The organism is Ruegeria sp. E5 (genome assembly GCF_056534105.1).
Map to the genome: position 1 here is coordinate 288,267 of NZ_JBQFPA010000001.1, position 15,618 is coordinate 303,884.

The following is a 15,618-nucleotide window of genomic DNA, read 5'->3' on the forward strand; positions in this document are numbered from 1 at the left end:
TTGGTTGGGATTGATTGAGAGAGTAGTTAGGTAGGATCGAGACCGATTGCAACAGAAAAGCATGTAAAAATAATGGGATGCCCATATACATTAGGGCTGATTGAGACGGGTTAAGAGAGGTTTATGGCGGACTGTCTCTCCGCCATATGCCCTATGTAATCTGAGTTGCCTTGCGGTCTATGCGAGCCTGTTTTGTGCACGGCTTTCAATGTGAAGTGTCGTGCACAATGCACCGGATTGATGAGATTTGACTCAATCTGACAACAAGGCGATGACTTGATCGGTTTCGGGTCTTCGTCGCGATGCCACTGGCACTTGAACCGCTAGAGCACGCCCTGTCGGGCAGGATTGCGCGTGGGCCGTAACGAGTGCACCAGATTTCAATGGCTCTTCGAGTAAGCATAGGTGCCCCATTAGCACGCCAGCTGCGGCCTTGGCCTCTTCCACGGCAAGGCTGTAAAGCGAAAACTGCGGGCCAGTTTTGACATCTGGGACCTCACAACCTGTGCTTCGCGACCATGTGGACCAATCGCTGCTCCAAGTCTGATCGTGCAACAAGGGAGTGCCTTGAAACCCGTTGTTGCCGATTAACTGATCCAGCAGAGCAGGGGCGCAAACCGGTTGGATTTCATCCTCGCACAGCACAATTTGGTCAGGTGCTTCGTCCAAGGTCGCGAAGAAGATCGCCAAATCGAACATCTCACGCGACAGGCTGGGTGGTGTTTCCAGCGCCGTGACCGAAAAATTGATATGCGGAAAACACTCTCTGATCCGGCGCAATCGTATGGGCAACCAGAGTTGGGCAACAGCAGGCAAGGCGGCGATGTGAAAATCGGCATTTGGCTTGAGGTTCCGCAAGGCCCGAGCGGCATCGCCCATCTGATCAAAGGCTGTGGTGAAGACAGCGACAAGTGATTGACCTTGGGGCGTCAGTTCAACCCCTTGCGCGTTGCGGCGAAACAGCGGCGCACCTGCCCAACCCTCCAACGCCTTTACATGCTGTGAGATCGCACCCGGAGAAACGTTCAGCTCTTCCGCCGCCGCGACAAAGCTGACGTGACGCGCCGCGGCCTCGAACGCCCTCATTGCGTTTAGCGGAGGTCCCTTGGGGCGTTTGGGGGCGACACTCATTGATCTAACCTTAGTTTTTCTACGCCAAGAAATAACAATTCTGCTTTGCGGTGTCACGCGAAAGCCGCCAAACTGCAAAAAACAGGAGGATGTCAGATGACACTTGTACAAAGAGACTGGGTGCCTGCTGCAAGCGAAACCCTGATTCAGGATATCGCGACCAAGGCCGCATCGACGTCGTCTGGCGATTTGCTGGCCCGAATCGAGAATCTGGCAGAGGAAAACCGGCGCATTCACGAAAAAGAGTGCTTCAATCTCAACCCGGCGACAAATGTCATGAACCCAAGGGCCGAGGCACTTTTGTCGTCAGGCATCGGGTCCAGACCATCGCTGGGATATCCCGGTGACAAATATGAAATGGGGTTGGAGGCGATCGAAGAGATCGAAGTCATCGCAGCAGAGTTGTGTGCCGATGTTTTCGACGCGCAATTCGCCGAGGTTCGCGTGCCTTCGGGCGCAATTGCCAACCTCTATGGTTTTATGGCGACCTGCAAACCCGGTGATGCGATAATCGCTCCGCCAGCATCGATTGGTGGCCATGTGACTCACCATTTGGCGGGGTGTGCGGGGCTGTTTGGTCTGCGCACTATTGAAGCCCCCGTCAATGCGGATGGGTATACCGTTGATCTGGAACGGTTGAGGGCTTTGGCGAAAGCCGAACGCCCCAAGCTGATCACGATAGGCGGCAGTCTGAACCTGTTTGAGCATCCCGTGGCCGAAGTGCGTGCCATAGCGGATGAAATCGGCGCAAAGGTCATGTTCGACGCCGCCCACCAGTGCGGGATCATCGCCGGGCATGCGTGGTCCAACCCGCTGAAGGAGGGTGCGCATTTCATGACCATGAGTACCTACAAAAGCCTTGGCGGACCGGCCGGGGGGCTGATTGTGTCAAACGATGCGGAAATCGCCAAGGCGCTGGATACAATTGCTTTCCCCGGCATGACAGCCAACTTTGATGCAGCCAAAACGGCTGCACTTGCCGTCACCATGCTGGATTGGAAAGAGTTCGGATCAGCCTATGCAGATGAAATGATTGCGATGTCCAAAGCACTTGCTGCCGCGTTGGATGCGCAAGGTGTTCCGGTCTTCGCGGGTGGAGAGGGTTTCACCAATTCTCATCAATTCGCGGTACTGGCAGCGCCGTATGGTGGGGGTCAGACTGCCTCCAAACTGCTTCGTAAATCCGGGTTTCTGGCATGTGGCATCGGATTGCCAGTTGAGCCGGTGGAAGGCGACATGAATGGCCTACGGATCGGCACGCCCGAGCTGGTCCGGTGGGGTATGACAGCAGGAGATGCAGAGCGTCTGGCAGAACTGATCCGACGTGGCTTGAGCGGTGAATCCGTTCTATCCGAGGTATCAGGATGGCGTGGTGAGTTCGATAGGTTGCATTTTGTGATTTGAACCAGTTGCAGCCAATCAGGTCACAGGCCCTGATTGGCCGCTCGATCAGAAACGCGGTTTAGCCGTTATCTGCTTCTTTCAGACCTTCGATCTGAAGGTCGAAACCTTCCTGAATGTGGCTGGTGAAAGTTTCCAGCGCTTCGGTGACATCACCCGTCGCAATCGCGTCAACGAGCGTCAGGTGGTTTCCGAGCGATTTGGAGATATCGACGTTTTCAATCGCCGAAAACAGATGGAACGCCATTGCTTTGCCCCAAATCATATCGAACATGTCGATCAGAAATTTGTTGCCCGCCTCAACCATGAAGGCACGGTGAATGCGCCGGTTTGCGATAAAATAGTCTCGGGTCGTCGGCTGGCTCAGATCTTCTTCGCGACGAATGAGTTCACGCAATCGATCCAGCACCTCTGGTTCTGCGTGTACCGCAAGTATGCGCGCGGCTTGTCCTTCGATCGCGGCACGTGCCTGGTATAGTTGCCGAACCTCGGTCTGGTCCATGCGCGCCAGTCGAAATCCGCCGCTGGCGGCCACTTCCAACACGCCTTCAGTCTCCAACCGCATGAGCGCTTCACGTACAGGCGTCCTGCTGATGTTCAACTCGGCGGCCAGCTTTTCCTGCACCAGCCGATCTTCACCGGTGATCTCGCGACTCATGATGGCTTCGACCAGTTGGTCATAGACCTCGTCCGCCAGGCGTCTGCGCTGTGTTTTGATTTGTTTCAGAGCCACTCGGAGCCTCTCTTTCTGTCCTTCATGAATTCTGTATTCAATAAAACAACTGCTGCCAAGGCGAATGGGGTTGCTATTGTTCGTGTACTGTATACAGTATACAGGAAAGAATGAACAGGGAGCTCTTCATGTGTGGAATTGCTGGTAGAATACTGGCCGCGCCCGGGAAGGTTGGGGCGGATCTTGTTGACCTGATGGATGCGCAGGAACATCGAGGCGCCGACAGCACTGGCTTCGCCGTTTATGGTTTGCCACGAGAAACGGGATACGTTTTACGCGGAATGGGATTCGACAAGTCTCAACAGGATGCGGATCTCTCCGCGTTTGAAACGATATTGCGTGAACACGGAAGCAGCTTTATGTCTGACCCCCAAATCGTAACGGACCAAAGTCGTCACTATTGCTTTCGGATGGAAATTTCAGACCCAAGGAATCTTCAAGCCTGGGTCGCGGACGCGGATGAGCTGACAGACCGCATTGAAGTTCAATCCTGCGGCCGCAGTCTTGAGATCATTAAGGATATTGGTGGTGCCGAAGCCGTGGCAGAAAAGCACGGCGTTCGCGATATGATAGGAACACATGGGCTGGGGCATGCGCGGCTTGCTACGGAAAGTTCGGTATTGCCTAACGCATCGCATCCGTTCTGGGCGCGCCCATTTTCGGATGTCGCGATCGTACATAACGGGCAGATCACCGATTACTTCACCTGGCGCGATAAGCTGACCCGAATGGGTTATCGGTTCTTGACTGAGAATGACAGCGAGTTGATTGCCGTCTGGGTCAGCGACCAGATGAAGGCGGGCCTGACCATGGAGCAGGCGCTAAAGAAGTCCATTACCTCTATCGATGGTGTGTTTACCTACATGATCGCAACGCCAAACGGGATTGGGTTTGCCAAAGACCGATTTGCAATGAAGCCTCTGGTCGTCGTCAACCGCAATGGCCATCTGGCGGCTGCGACCGAAGAACAAGCGGTCCGCCGGGTGATGACCGAGGAATGCGATGTGATCAACTACGACGGCCCGTCGCTGACCGGTATCTGGGGCGTCGGAAACCGGAGTTTGGCGGCATGAATGAGGTGGCTGCAAAGATGGATGAGATCGTCATCGAAGTCGGCAAGCGACATATCCGCGAGGTCAATCGTGAGATAATGGAAGCCTGCACAATGGGCCGGCCGATCCGCGTGGTAGATACGCTGTCTCGTCATAATTTGGGCGTGGGTCTGCCAGACAATGTGGATATCACTTTCGAGGGGTCGGTTGGTTATTACTGCGGCGGTCTCAATACCGGGGCGAAAATCACTATCGAACGCAACTGCGGCTGGGCCGTTGGCGAAGGTATGGCCAAAGGGCACATCACTGTCGGTGGCTATGCCGGTATGTCCTGTGGTGCTGCGATGATCGGCGGCACGATCCATGTCAAAGGCGATGCGGGGCCAAGGGTGGGCGTTGCGATGAAAGGTGGAAACATCGTCGTCGAAGGAAAGATTGGCTATCAGTCCGGCTTCATGGCGCATTCCGGTCGGATCATAGCGCTTGGCGGTGCGGGTGAATCCTGTGCTGATGCGCTTTGGGAAGGCGAAGTCTGGGTAGCTGGCGAGGTCGACAGCCTGGGTGTGGATGTCGACGTGATCGAACCGACTGCTGAAGAAGTGGCCGAGGTCGATGCGATCCTCGACCCGCTCGGGCTTGTCGACAGTTCGCGAAATTGGCGCAAAATGGTTTCGGGCCAGCGTCTTTGGTATTTTGAAAGCAGGGACGCAAGCGCATGGCTCATGATCTGAGTAAACCTTACGAATATCCGTTCGACGTTGCCTCGGAAGAGGAAATCAGGTTCCGCGATGCGGGAGCGATCGACGGCCGCCCGGCTGGCGTTCCTTCGTCGTATGACGAAGGAGGATCGACCCGCTGGACACCCGAGGCGATCTCGGAAGTTCACGCGCTGGCGCAGCTTGGGCGCTATCAAGTGCGTGGATACAACACGTTCAACAAGCAATTGCCGACCTTTGATGATCTGACATTCGTTCCTGCAACGATGACCCGCCTGCCGCTGGAAGGCTATCGCGAGAATTGCGATACGACGACCGTTCTGGGTGGAGGGCGCGGCCTTGTGGAGCGCCCGCTTGAATTGAAGATCCCGATCTACATCGCTTCAATGTCCTTTGGTGCTTTGTCGGCATCGGCCAAGGCATCGCTGGGTTATGGGGCCTCGAAAGTAGGAACCATGACTTGCACGGGTGAGGGTGGCATGCTGGAAGAGGAGCGCGAAGCCTCCCAACGCCTGCTCTATCAGATGTCACCCGCGCGGTATGGTGTGGATCTGGATCATCTGCGCCGCGCGGATGCCTTGGAACTTGTCGTGGGGCAGGGTGCGAAACCCGGAACCGGGGGTCTGCTGCTGGGCATGAAGGTCAGCCCGCGCGTCAGCCAGATGCGAACTTTGCCCGAAGGTGTGGATCAGCGATCTACGATCCGCCATCCCGATTTTCTCGGCGCTGATGATTTGGCAGTGAAGATTGAAGAATTGCGCATCGCCACCAACTATCAGGTGCCAATCTTCATCAAGATGGGTGCGACACGTCCCCGGTTTGACGTGGCAGTTGCTGCCAAAGCGGGTGCAGATGTTGTAGTAGTTGATGGTGCCGAAGGTGGCACCGGCGCGTCTCCGGAGCTATTGCTAAACCATACCGGAATCCCAACGATGAGCGCTATTCGTGCCGCGCGTGAAGCATTGGACGAATGCGGCATGACCGGCAAAGTCTCTCTGGTCGCTGCCGGTGGCATTCGGTCCGGTGTGGACGCCGCGAAGTGTCTGGCCCTCGGTGCTGACGCTGTGATGATCGGCAACGCGGCCATGGTTGCGCTAGGATGCAACAGTCCGCGCTATCTCGAAGATTACGCGGCGTTGGGAACCTCGCCGGGCGCCTGCCACCATTGCCACACTGGTCGTTGCCCGGTTGGCATTGCGACGCAGGATGAAAGTCTCGAAGCTCGTATGAACCCTAATGCAGGGGCAGAGCGCATTGCGCGCTATCTGACGGCCATGACCATGGAGATTACAGCGCTTGCGAAAGCCTGCGGAAAGTCCTCGGTACACAATCTGGAAACCGAAGACTTGCGTGCGCTTAGCTTTCAAGCGTCAGCTTTCACTGGGGTGAAAATGGCTGGAATTGACAGGGCTTTTGACTGGTGAAAATCGCAGTTCTTGAGTTGACTAGCCACCCGCTGCCATTGTTGGAGGGAATGCCGCGGACTTCACAGCAGATTCAGGAGTGGATCGCCCCACACCTACCGGAAGCCGAGTTCGTAGTAGTCGGGGTCGTTGATGGAGAACCGCTCCCGGACGAGAGCGATTTCGACGGCGCTATAGTCGGCGGATCTGAATTTGGCGTTTATGATGACACGGATTGGATGCAGCCGCTACGTGCCTTCCTGGACCGTTGTCGAGAAATCCGAAAACCAGTCTTTGGTATCTGTTTCGGACATCAGATCATGGCTGACGTCTATGGTGGTCGGGCCGAGAAAGTCGAGGTAGGCAATGTCGTTGGCGCACGGCCCTTCAACTATGGCGGAGATAGCGTGGATGCATATGTCTGGCATCAGGATCAGGTAACAAGCATTCCGGACTCGGCTCGGGTGACCGGATCAGCGGGCCACTGTCCAGTTGGTGCACTGGATTATGATTTTCCTGCCCGCTCTGTTCAGTTTCATCCCGAATACAAGGCGCATCACTTGCGCGATCTGTTCACCAGAGGTCGAGAGGTGCTTTTGTCAGCTACGGAAGCGGATGATGGGATGTCCTCGGTCAGCGCGGCAAATGTGCCCGACGATATTGCAGCGCTTCAAGCAGTAGAGCTTTTTCGCGGTACATACGTCCCTGAGCAATAAGCCTTTGAGCGAGCGGCTCTTGATCCTAATCAAGTCCAGCCAAGCCGCACTATGTATACTGTATACGCAATCGGTTGGGAGATTTGGCAATGACGGGATACAAGGATTTCTTTGAGAGGATTGCGCGGATTGTGAATGCTCCACGCGAGGGAAGTATCAGCGATCTGGAGCTATCGGATCTCGGCCTGTCCCGCACTGATTTGGCCATGTTGCGTTCTGGCGCGCCCAACGCGCGAGAGCGTATACTCTCGATGGCTAGTCAGTTTGGCCTGAGTGAAGATGATCTTAAGGCCCATCCTGAGCTTGGCCTTGAGTTGGCGGAAAAATGTGGACATTGTCGCCAAGCAAAGACCTGCCGAGATGCAATTCGATCAGGTGTTCGCCTGCCTCAGGAAAAGTGCCCGAATTCAGGGCTCTATGCGGCGCTTTCAGAAGGTTAACGCCCGCTTGGACTTTCTTTTGGGCTCAGTTTTCTTCGACCAGTGATCTTGAAACGATCAGCCGTTCCGAAATCCTTCATTCCAACACCTGCCGCAAACTCTGCAAAAACCGGCGCGTGTTTGAACAGATGTCCCGAGCAGCCTCCGGCGAACAGCACGTTTTCATGCTCGGGGTGCCAGTCGACAATAAAGTGCGTGTCAGGTGTCAGGATGATCTGGTTGAATTTGGAATCCACTATCCGCTCACCTTCAAGGCCCGGAAGACGATGACGGATGTAGCTGCGAGTGCGTCCTAGCGTTTCCTGTCGGATTAGCCTTTCGTCATTGTCCAGATCGATCTTGTCCGGGATGACGACCGCGGCTTTCACGCCTGAACCTTCGGATGAGGGTAGCCCGAATGAGCCCTGACCATGATCGATCCAGCAGGGCATCCGGCTCATATCGAACTCCTCGGACCCATCTGGCGTCGAGGTATAGAGGACATTCACACCAACCACCGTCGATATCGGCTTGATCGTCCTGGGGAACATGTCCGCCATCCAGGGGCCGGTTGAGACAATGATAAGATCAGCCTCAAGCGGCTTTCCATCCAGCATTGGGCGCTCTGATCCATCGGTGGTCACGCGACCGCGCTGTACGATCCCGCCCGCTCGACGAAACAGCTCAAGCCCGGTCAGGACGCAGCGATGCGCCATCAGCATTCCGGCTTCGGGTTCGAACAGGGCGTATTCGATGTCAGGAACGCGAAACTGCGGAAATCGCGATTCGATGTCCTGCCGCCCGAACTTGTAGTAGGGCACACCAACGCGGTCGAAGGTTTCGGCTGTGGCGTTCTCCCAGTCGCAATGACCGCCTGTTGCAAGAATCAGCGCACCGCATTCATACATCAGGTTCTGGCCGCTCTCGGCTTGCAGTTCCAGCCAGCGCAGGCGGCTTTCGCGGGCCCAACGTGTATAGAACTCATCCCGCCCGGAAATCGCACGGATGACACGGTTGTAATCCGTTGAAGATGCACGGGAATGTCCCGGTTCCCAGCGATCTATCAAAGTCACTGCCTCACCACGTCGTTGCAGTGTAAGCGCCGTCATGACGCCGACGATGCCGCCTCCGACAACGATGACCGAGTTCTTGGACATGATGCAGATTTTCCTTGTTTATCGATTGTCTTTGTGAATACTGTATACAGAATACAACAATTATAAAGCCAAAAAACAGGGAGAGCGCATCAATGAGTTCGGGATTTGATCTGCCCGAAGGCACGCACACCGTCATACTCGGCGTGGGTGACCTCAACGGCATCATGCGCGGCAAGCGCATTCCGGCCAGCCACTGGGACCACGTCTGCAAAAGCGGCAATGCGCTGTCGATTGCATTGATGGCGATCGATATGACGTGCGACGTCTGGGATACGCCTTATGTCAATTTCGACAACGGCTACCCCGATATGCACGTCTTCCCAATGACCCAGCCCGTCGCTGTGCCGTGGGAGCCAGGCGTCGCTGTTTGCTTTGGTCGGGCGGAAGGTATGGATCACAAGCCGGTTCCGATCGATCCGCGTCAGGCGTTGGTGCGTCAAGTTGAACGGGCCCGCGAAATGGGGTTCGAGGTCAATGTCGGTACTGAACTTGAATTCTATCTACTGGATCCGGAGACCGGACAGCCGCGCGATAGCGGGATCCAGGTCTACGGTCTGGGCCGTGCTGCGCGGATGGAGCACATCGTTGGGCCGATCCGCCAACAGATCAACGAGTGCGGTATTCCAATCGAGCAATCGAACCCCGAATACGCTGCGGGTCAGATTGAGGTGAATATCCGTTACGGCGAAGCGCTCGCAGCGGCAGATCGTGTCGTCTTGTTTAAGTCGCTGATCCGCCAGCTGGGCATCGCCCACGGCTATCTGGCAACCTTCATGCCAAAACCGTTCTTCGATCAGTCCGGCAACGGCTTCCACACACACTACTCTCTTTGGAAAGACGGCAAGAATGTCTTTGCCGATAACGGCAAGATAAACGATACTGGCAAATCCTTCATCGCCGGGCTGCAACAACGCATGTGCGAAACGGCAATCTGTGGCAGTGGCACCGTCAATGGTTATCGACGCCGTCAGCCTTATACTTTCTGCCCGATCAACACGAGCTGGGGTTATGACAACCGGACCGTTGGTATTCGGGTCATTGAAGGATCCGACAGCGCGGTGCGCGTAGAAAAACGTGACGCTGGTGCAGATGCCAATCCCTACCTTCTGCTGGCGGCCGAGATTGCAGCGGGGCTGGACGGGATCGAGCAGGGCCTGGCTCCGTCAGAGCCGACAACCGGCAACGGTTACGAAGAAGGGATCGGCGATCCGATCCCGACCGACTTGCCAACGGCGATCGAACTGGCGCGAGGATCCGAATGGCTTCGCGATCTCATGGGCGAAATGCTGTGGGAGCTGGTTCTGCAGCAGGCTGAGCGCGAGCTTGAATTCTTCAATCAACAGGTCACTCCGGTTGAGTTGGACCGTTACCTGAGGACCTTCTGATGCATTTGGGCAAGGTCGCCGGGACCGTCACAGCCACGGCCAAAGACGCAAAACTGGTCGGTACGAAACTGCTGGTGACGGATTTGGTCGATAGCAAAGGCAAGGTGATCGAACCGGCGCGGGTCGCCGTCGACACCTGCGGTGCCGGGGTGGGGGATACGGTTCTGCTGGTCAACGGCTCGGCGGCGCGTATGGCCGCCGGTCTGTCCACCGCGCCCGTCGATCTGGCGATCATCGCGATTGTGGATCGCGTGTCCACGACCTGAACCAAGAACACCAAACATCTAAATTTCTTTGGAGGAACGAAAAATGGCGAAACCAGTGGCGGGGCAAATGGCCCTGGGCATGATCGAAACGCGCGGACTGGTCGGCGCGATCGAAGCGGCAGATGCGATGGTCAAGGCGGCCAGCGTTTCGATTGTCGGCCAAACCAAGGCTGGCGGAGGCCTAGTCACCACCCTTGTGCGTGGTGAAGTCGGCGCAGTCAAAGCCGCCGCGGATGCCGGTGCGACAGCGGCAAACAAAGTGGGTGAAGTCGTATCCGTCCACGTGATCGCGCGCCCACATGATGAACTTGAGGCCATAATCGACAGCCTTGGTGCTGGCTCTGCGGCTTAATCCGTCTGTATTGAGGAGACGCTATGTCAGCCGGTTTCGAGGAATTCACACGTGCAGCGACACGTGGCTCAACCCGGGGTGCACCTGAACATCCCAAGCTCGACCGGATATCGGTGTTGGGCGGCGGGGCTGATGCACGCCTGTTGGCCGCTCTTTGCCTTGCCGAAGGGGCTGAGGTCACCTTGTTTTCGGCCTATGGGGCCGAACTGTCGCTGTTGGCCCAGTCCTCAGGCATCTCGCTTCGCGGTGAAGGTCCGGTCGGGACCTATCAAGTCGATCGGGATGGGCCGTCGGTGCGCACAACCGCTGAGCTGGATGCAGCGGTGCGCGATGCACAGGTGATATTCCTGACCGGACCGCTTCACAAACAGCGCACTTATGCGATGGTGCTGGCCGATCACCTCAGCGACGGGCAAATCTTGGTCCTTGCGCCAGGACGATCCCTGGGGGCTGTGGAAACAGCCTGGTTGTTGCGTATCGGAGGCTGCGCGGCAGACGTCACGCTGGTCGAGGTTCAGGGTCTGCCATACTGGTTCCGTTCCGAGGGCGCAGCTTTGACGCTTTCGCAGGCGGCACCGATGGCTGCGGCAACCTTGCCGCGCGGTCGGGAAGAGGTTCTGGACACCGTGTCCGCCTATTTGTCCAACATTCAGGCGGTCGACTCGGTTTTGTCGTGCGGCTTCAACGATCTGTCGGCCGCAGTCGAGATACCTGCACTGATCCTCGGCGGTGCCGCAATGGGGACAGGTGGTCCTGACATTCCAATGGGTGGTGTTCCGCTTGAGGATAACCAGACCTTTGCGTCTCTGATTGGTCCGGACCAGACAGAGGTCATTCAGGGGCTTGCAGACGAACGGCGACGCATTGCTGCTGCGTTTGGAGTTCGCAACCTGCCGGAGACAGGGCAGTGGATATCCACTTTTGTCGGCGCCGAACGTGGCTCGGGCGCGCGTCCGATCCCGGATCAGCAAACGTCGCGCGGTATGATGCGGGATGGCGTGTTGGGCTCGCTTGTACCTTTGGTCTCAGCGGGTGAGCTTGCGGGTATCCCGAGCCCGTTGACGCACAGCCTGATCGCGATGTCCGACCGAATTTTGGGGGCGGATGTGGCTGCCGCTGGACGGCGCCTCGAAGCCATAGGGGTTTCAGCGGGCGACGTTGATCAAGCGCGCCGTATCTTTGACACCATCGTCACCGGAGCTACTTGATGGATGCAGATCTGAAATCAATCGCCGCCGCACGGCGTGCCGCAGATAGCGCTTTCGAGGCTTATCGCGCCTTTTGGGGCACTGACCCGGCGCAGGTAGACGCAATAGTCGACGCCATGGCGCGCGCCATCGAGCCCGAGGCCGAACGGCTGGGGCAAATGGCCGTCGAGGAAACCGGATATGGGAATGTGCCGGACAAGCGCGTCAAGAACCTATTCAACGCGCTTTCAGTCGCGGATTATCTAAGAGATGTGACAACGCTGGGATTGCTTTGGCGCGATGATGCGACAAAGATCGCAGCCTTCGGTGAACCGATGGGCGTTGTGGCAGCTCTGATCCCGGTGACGAACCCCACTTCAACCATCATCTACAAAGTGCTTTCTGCGGTGAAGGCAGGCAATGCGATCGTGTGTGCGCCGCATCCGCGTGGTGTGAGTTGTGGCATCGAAACGGTGCGAATTATGGCGCGCGTGGCTGAACAAATTGGTGCGCCCAAGGGTCTAATCCAATGTCTGGATTCCGTGACAATTCAGGGCACAGCCGAGTTGATGAAACATCGCCGTACCTCGGTTGTGATGGCAACCGGTGGTCCTGCCATGGTCAAAGCGGCGTATTCCAGCGGCAAACCCACGCTCGCGGTTGGTGCGGGCAACGTGCCGTGTTACGTACACAAGTCGAAAGCACGCGATCTGGCGGAAGTCGCCGAGATGATCGTGACGTCGAAGAGCTTTGACTACGGGACCGCCTGCGTCAGTGAGCAGGCCGTCGTCGCTGATCCCGAGATCGCACGTGATTTGCGCCACGAGCTAAAATTGAAAGGTGCCTATTTCTGCACTCCGGCCGAAGCGGATCGTCTTGCCGGGGTGATCTTCAAAGGCGTGCAGACCATGGACCCTGAGAAGGTGGGGCAAAGCCCGCAGGCGCTGGCGGATGCTGCCGGTTTTTCCATCCCACCACGCACCCGGTGCCTCGTCTCGGAAGAAACTGAAGTAGGTTGGCAGCGCCCGCTGTCTGCAGAAAAGCTGAACCCCGTTCTGGCGTTCTACGCGGCGAAATCCACAGACCATGGGATCGAGTTGGCGCAATCCATCGCCAAGTTCGAAGGGTGGGGTCATTCCTCGGTCATCCATTCGGACGACCCTGAGATCGTGGCCCGTTTTGCCACCGTGCCGACGGGTCGGGTACTGGTGAATACACCGGGCATCATGGGCGGTATGGGATATTCGACTGATCTGGAACCATCCTTCATGTTGGGCACCGGCACGTGGTCAGGTTCGATCACTTCGGACAATGTGACAGCCCTGCATCTCATCAACATCAAACGGGTTGCCTACGAAAGCAGGCCCTGGCGCGACATTTACGAGGAGTATGGCGCATGAGCGAGATTACCATCCGGGCGCTGATGCAGATCGACAACCTGCAACCAAAATTCGCCGCCTATAACGGTGCGACGGTGCAAGGGTCGGTGCCCTTGTCCGGGGATACGGTTTTGATCGGAGAGTTTGCGCCGGGTAACGGAGTATTCTCGCTGATCGACCGGGCGCTCAAGGCATCTTCGGTTGAGGCGACAACACAGATGGTCGAGCGCGAGTTCGGGTTCTTTATCCTGCGGTCTCCGTCGAATGCGGAGGTGTCCGCCGCGCGCGATGCGATGCTGGCCGAGCTCGGCGCAACAATGTCTGACCGGTTGAAGCCGGCGATCAGTTCCACGCAGATTATCACCAGCGTCGAACCCTATCAGGCGCAACTGCTGAACAAATGGCGCAAGGGGGCTCTGATCGTTCCAGGGCAGACGTTGGGCATCGTCGAATGTGCCCCGGCTGCTTATATCTCGATTGCCGCGAATGAAGCGGAGAAGGCGGCAGAGATCGATATTGTCGAAGTGCGCGCCGTGGGGCGGTTTGGCCGCCTGTTCATCTCGGGGTCTGAAAACTCGGTCAAGACCGCCGTCGAGGCCGCAACCCGCGCGATAGAGGCGGTGGACGGGCAAGCCAACTGATGGCAGCGCCGCGCGTCATAGGTTCAGAGGCGGTCGAAGATGCCCGCCGTCGCGGTCGGATCGTGTTTGAAGTCCTGCCCGACGATATCGTGACGGCCTTGGCACGCGAAACTGCCGAGCGTGTTGGCATAAAGCTTGTCGACGGACCGCTGGAAAAGCCACAACCAACGCGTACAGACGCTACTATTTCAATGCAGCGTGTGTTGTATCGCCGCTCGCCCAAATGGGTTGCTCCGGTGCGTTCGAAACGCAAGGCCCGAAGGCTTGGCAAACTTGCCATGATCGGGGCAGGGGGCGTCGGGGGCAATGTGGCGCATCTGGCGGCGATGCAGGATATCGCGGATGAGATCGCGCTGATCGATATTGCGCCCGGAATGGCCGCTGCTACGGCGTTGGATCTGAACCACACGTCAGGCATTACCGGCGCTCGGTCACGATGTGTTGGCGGCGAGTCGCTGGACCTTGTGGCAGGTGCTGAGGTGGTCGTGGTGACCGCAGGCCGTGCCCGGCGTCCAGGTATGAGCCGCGCGGATCTGATCGATGTGAATGCGCGCGTGATCCGCCAGGCCGCTGAGGCCATACGCTCCGCTGCGCCTGATGCCATCGTCATCGTGGTGACCAATCCGCTTGACGAAATGACCGTAGAAATGCTGCGCGCAACCGGGTTCCCTCGTGAACGGGTGCTGGGAATGGCCGGTACTCTGGACAGCAGCCGGTTTCGCAACGCCCTTGCTATGGCTGCGGGAGTAGCGCCCGCTGATGTCGAAGCCTTCACGCTCGGAAGCCACGGGGACGAGATGGCGCCAATCCCAAGCCGGGCAAAAATTAAGGGCAGGGCATTGGATGTGTTTTTATCGCCTGATCAGATTGAGGCTTGCGTTCAGGACGCCGTGACCGGCGGTGGGCAGGTAGTTGCCCTGAAGAAATCCGGTTCCGCAACCATAGCACCGGCGCACGCGTCGATCGAGTTGATCGACCATATCCGGGGCGCACGCACCGGCCCGGTTCCGGTCTCGGTCATGTTGCAGGGGGAATATGGCATCGATGGGGTTGTGCTTGGTGTTCCTGCCCATCTGGGGTCTTCCGGGTTGGTCGAAGTCGAGGAGTTGCGGCTGACCGATCAAGAACAAGCAGCCTTGAAGAAAGCGGCGGATGCCATCCGATCGAGGTTAGGCCTGTGACCCTCCGCATCTGGAAGTCAGGCGGGCGGTTCGAAGAAGTTGCGTCTTATTCCCGCGCAAAGCGCATCGGTCCCTTCGTTTGGGTCGCAGGGACCACAGCGATCGAACCCAGCGGGCGTATTCATGCGCCAGGAGATGTGGGCGCCCAGACAAAATACATTCTGTCCCGTATAGAAGAGGCGCTTAAGGCCGTCGGTGCCGAGATGCGCCATGTAGGCCGGGTCCGCGCCTATCTGACCGATCTGTCGCGCGCGGGTGAATTCGCGAGCGTTCACGGAGAGGTATTCAAAGATATCGATCCTGTTCTGACAGCCGTTCAAGCCGGGCTGACGCAACCCGGTTTGACGGTGGAAATCGATGTGGATGCGGTAATTCACGACGAAAACGGCGAAATCAGCGGAATCTGAACATGAGTCACCAAGAAAGGATTTGATCGAACTATCGTCTTGTGTACTGTATACAGAATACAAGAAGGGCACAATAAGACACAGGGAGCTAA

The 15,618-nt window shown here is 57.3% G+C and carries 17 protein-coding genes; 14 read left to right on the forward strand and 3 right to left on the reverse strand.

Going from position 1 to position 15,618, the window contains the following annotated elements; translation table 11 throughout:
- Positions 1 to 252: 252 nt before the first annotated feature.
- Complete coding sequence (locus ACR0BI_RS01455; protein WP_480561607.1) at positions 253 to 1,131, reverse strand: LysR family transcriptional regulator; 879 nt, start codon at positions 1,129 to 1,131, stop codon at positions 253 to 255.
- Positions 1,132 to 1,227: 96 nt separating this feature from the next.
- Between ACR0BI_RS01455 and ACR0BI_RS01460 the strand changes: the two genes are divergently transcribed.
- The gene (locus tag ACR0BI_RS01460; protein WP_480561605.1) at positions 1,228 to 2,535 is read left to right on the forward strand and encodes an aminotransferase class I/II-fold pyridoxal phosphate-dependent enzyme; all 1,308 of its coding nucleotides are present in this window, start codon (positions 1,228 to 1,230) and stop codon (positions 2,533 to 2,535) included.
- Between the two features lie 58 nt (positions 2,536 to 2,593).
- On the opposite strand, the gene ACR0BI_RS01465 is transcribed toward ACR0BI_RS01460, so the two are convergent.
- Complete coding sequence (locus tag ACR0BI_RS01465) at positions 2,594 to 3,265, reverse strand: GntR family transcriptional regulator (protein ID WP_170405336.1); 672 nt, start codon at positions 3,263 to 3,265, stop codon at positions 2,594 to 2,596.
- Between the two features lie 128 nt (positions 3,266 to 3,393).
- Between ACR0BI_RS01465 and ACR0BI_RS01470 the strand changes: the two genes are divergently transcribed.
- The 5 genes from ACR0BI_RS01470 (at position 3,394) to ACR0BI_RS01490 (ending at position 7,592) form a co-directional block, all read left to right on the forward strand.
- Positions 3,394 to 4,338, forward strand: coding sequence for a class II glutamine amidotransferase domain-containing protein (locus ACR0BI_RS01470; RefSeq protein WP_480561603.1), 945 nt, complete (start codon positions 3,394 to 3,396; stop codon positions 4,336 to 4,338).
- The gene (locus ACR0BI_RS01475; protein WP_170405341.1) at positions 4,335 to 5,048 is read left to right on the forward strand and encodes a GltB/FmdC/FwdC-like GXGXG domain-containing protein; all 714 of its coding nucleotides are present in this window, start codon (positions 4,335 to 4,337) and stop codon (positions 5,046 to 5,048) included. The genes ACR0BI_RS01470 and ACR0BI_RS01475 overlap by 4 nt, the downstream gene beginning before the upstream one ends.
- Positions 5,033 to 6,457 carry an FMN-binding glutamate synthase family protein gene (locus tag ACR0BI_RS01480; RefSeq protein ID WP_170393281.1) on the forward strand — a complete coding sequence of 475 codons (1,425 nt, stop codon included), beginning with the start codon at positions 5,033 to 5,035 and terminating at the stop codon, positions 6,455 to 6,457. The genes ACR0BI_RS01475 and ACR0BI_RS01480 overlap by 16 nt, the downstream gene beginning before the upstream one ends.
- 50 nt (positions 6,458 to 6,507) lie before the next feature.
- The gene (locus tag ACR0BI_RS01485; protein ID WP_170405343.1) at positions 6,508 to 7,152 is read left to right on the forward strand and encodes a type 1 glutamine amidotransferase; all 645 of its coding nucleotides are present in this window, start codon (positions 6,508 to 6,510) and stop codon (positions 7,150 to 7,152) included.
- 89 nt (positions 7,153 to 7,241) lie between these two features.
- Positions 7,242 to 7,592, forward strand: a complete 351-nt coding sequence (locus tag ACR0BI_RS01490) for a hypothetical protein (RefSeq protein WP_170405345.1) — start codon at positions 7,242 to 7,244, stop codon at positions 7,590 to 7,592.
- Here ACR0BI_RS01490 and ACR0BI_RS01495 read toward each other — a convergent pair.
- Positions 7,589 to 8,728, reverse strand: coding sequence for an FAD-dependent oxidoreductase (locus tag ACR0BI_RS01495; protein ID WP_170405348.1), 1,140 nt, complete (start codon positions 8,726 to 8,728; stop codon positions 7,589 to 7,591). The two genes, ACR0BI_RS01490 and ACR0BI_RS01495, sit on opposite strands and share 4 nt — an antisense overlap.
- A 92-nt stretch (positions 8,729 to 8,820) precedes the next feature.
- Here ACR0BI_RS01495 and ACR0BI_RS01500 point away from each other — a divergent pair, with 92 nt between their 5' ends.
- The 8 genes from ACR0BI_RS01500 to ACR0BI_RS01535 are packed head-to-tail and all read left to right on the forward strand — an operon-like array spanning position 8,821 to position 15,526.
- Positions 8,821 to 10,113, forward strand: a complete 1,293-nt coding sequence (locus tag ACR0BI_RS01500) for a glutamine synthetase family protein (RefSeq protein WP_170405351.1) — start codon at positions 8,821 to 8,823, stop codon at positions 10,111 to 10,113.
- Entirely contained in the window at positions 10,113 to 10,379 is a 267-nt protein-coding gene (locus tag ACR0BI_RS01505; RefSeq protein ID WP_170393276.1) for a EutN/CcmL family microcompartment protein, read from the forward strand. Before ACR0BI_RS01500 ends, ACR0BI_RS01505 begins: the two co-directional genes overlap by 1 nt.
- Positions 10,380 to 10,422: 43 nt before the next feature.
- On the forward strand, positions 10,423 to 10,731 hold the full coding sequence (locus ACR0BI_RS01510) for a BMC domain-containing protein (RefSeq protein ID WP_170393275.1): 309 nt from the start codon (positions 10,423 to 10,425) through the stop codon (positions 10,729 to 10,731).
- A gap of 23 nt (positions 10,732 to 10,754) precedes the next feature.
- Positions 10,755 to 11,939: a hypothetical protein gene (locus tag ACR0BI_RS01515; RefSeq protein WP_480561602.1), complete on the forward strand. Its 1,185-nt coding sequence runs from the start codon at positions 10,755 to 10,757 to the stop codon at positions 11,937 to 11,939.
- The gene (locus ACR0BI_RS01520; RefSeq protein ID WP_480561600.1) at positions 11,939 to 13,318 is read left to right on the forward strand and encodes an aldehyde dehydrogenase family protein; all 1,380 of its coding nucleotides are present in this window, start codon (positions 11,939 to 11,941) and stop codon (positions 13,316 to 13,318) included. The genes ACR0BI_RS01515 and ACR0BI_RS01520 overlap by 1 nt, the downstream gene beginning before the upstream one ends.
- On the forward strand, positions 13,315 to 13,938 hold the full coding sequence (locus ACR0BI_RS01525; RefSeq protein ID WP_170393272.1) for a BMC domain-containing protein: 624 nt from the start codon (positions 13,315 to 13,317) through the stop codon (positions 13,936 to 13,938). Before ACR0BI_RS01520 ends, ACR0BI_RS01525 begins: the two co-directional genes overlap by 4 nt.
- Positions 13,938 to 15,119, forward strand: a complete 1,182-nt coding sequence (locus ACR0BI_RS01530) for a malate dehydrogenase (protein ID WP_480561599.1) — start codon at positions 13,938 to 13,940, stop codon at positions 15,117 to 15,119. The genes ACR0BI_RS01525 and ACR0BI_RS01530 overlap by 1 nt, the downstream gene beginning before the upstream one ends.
- Entirely contained in the window at positions 15,116 to 15,526 is a 411-nt protein-coding gene (locus ACR0BI_RS01535) for a Rid family hydrolase (RefSeq protein WP_480561597.1), read from the forward strand. Before ACR0BI_RS01530 ends, ACR0BI_RS01535 begins: the two co-directional genes overlap by 4 nt.
- Positions 15,527 to 15,618: the final 92 nt, after the last annotated feature.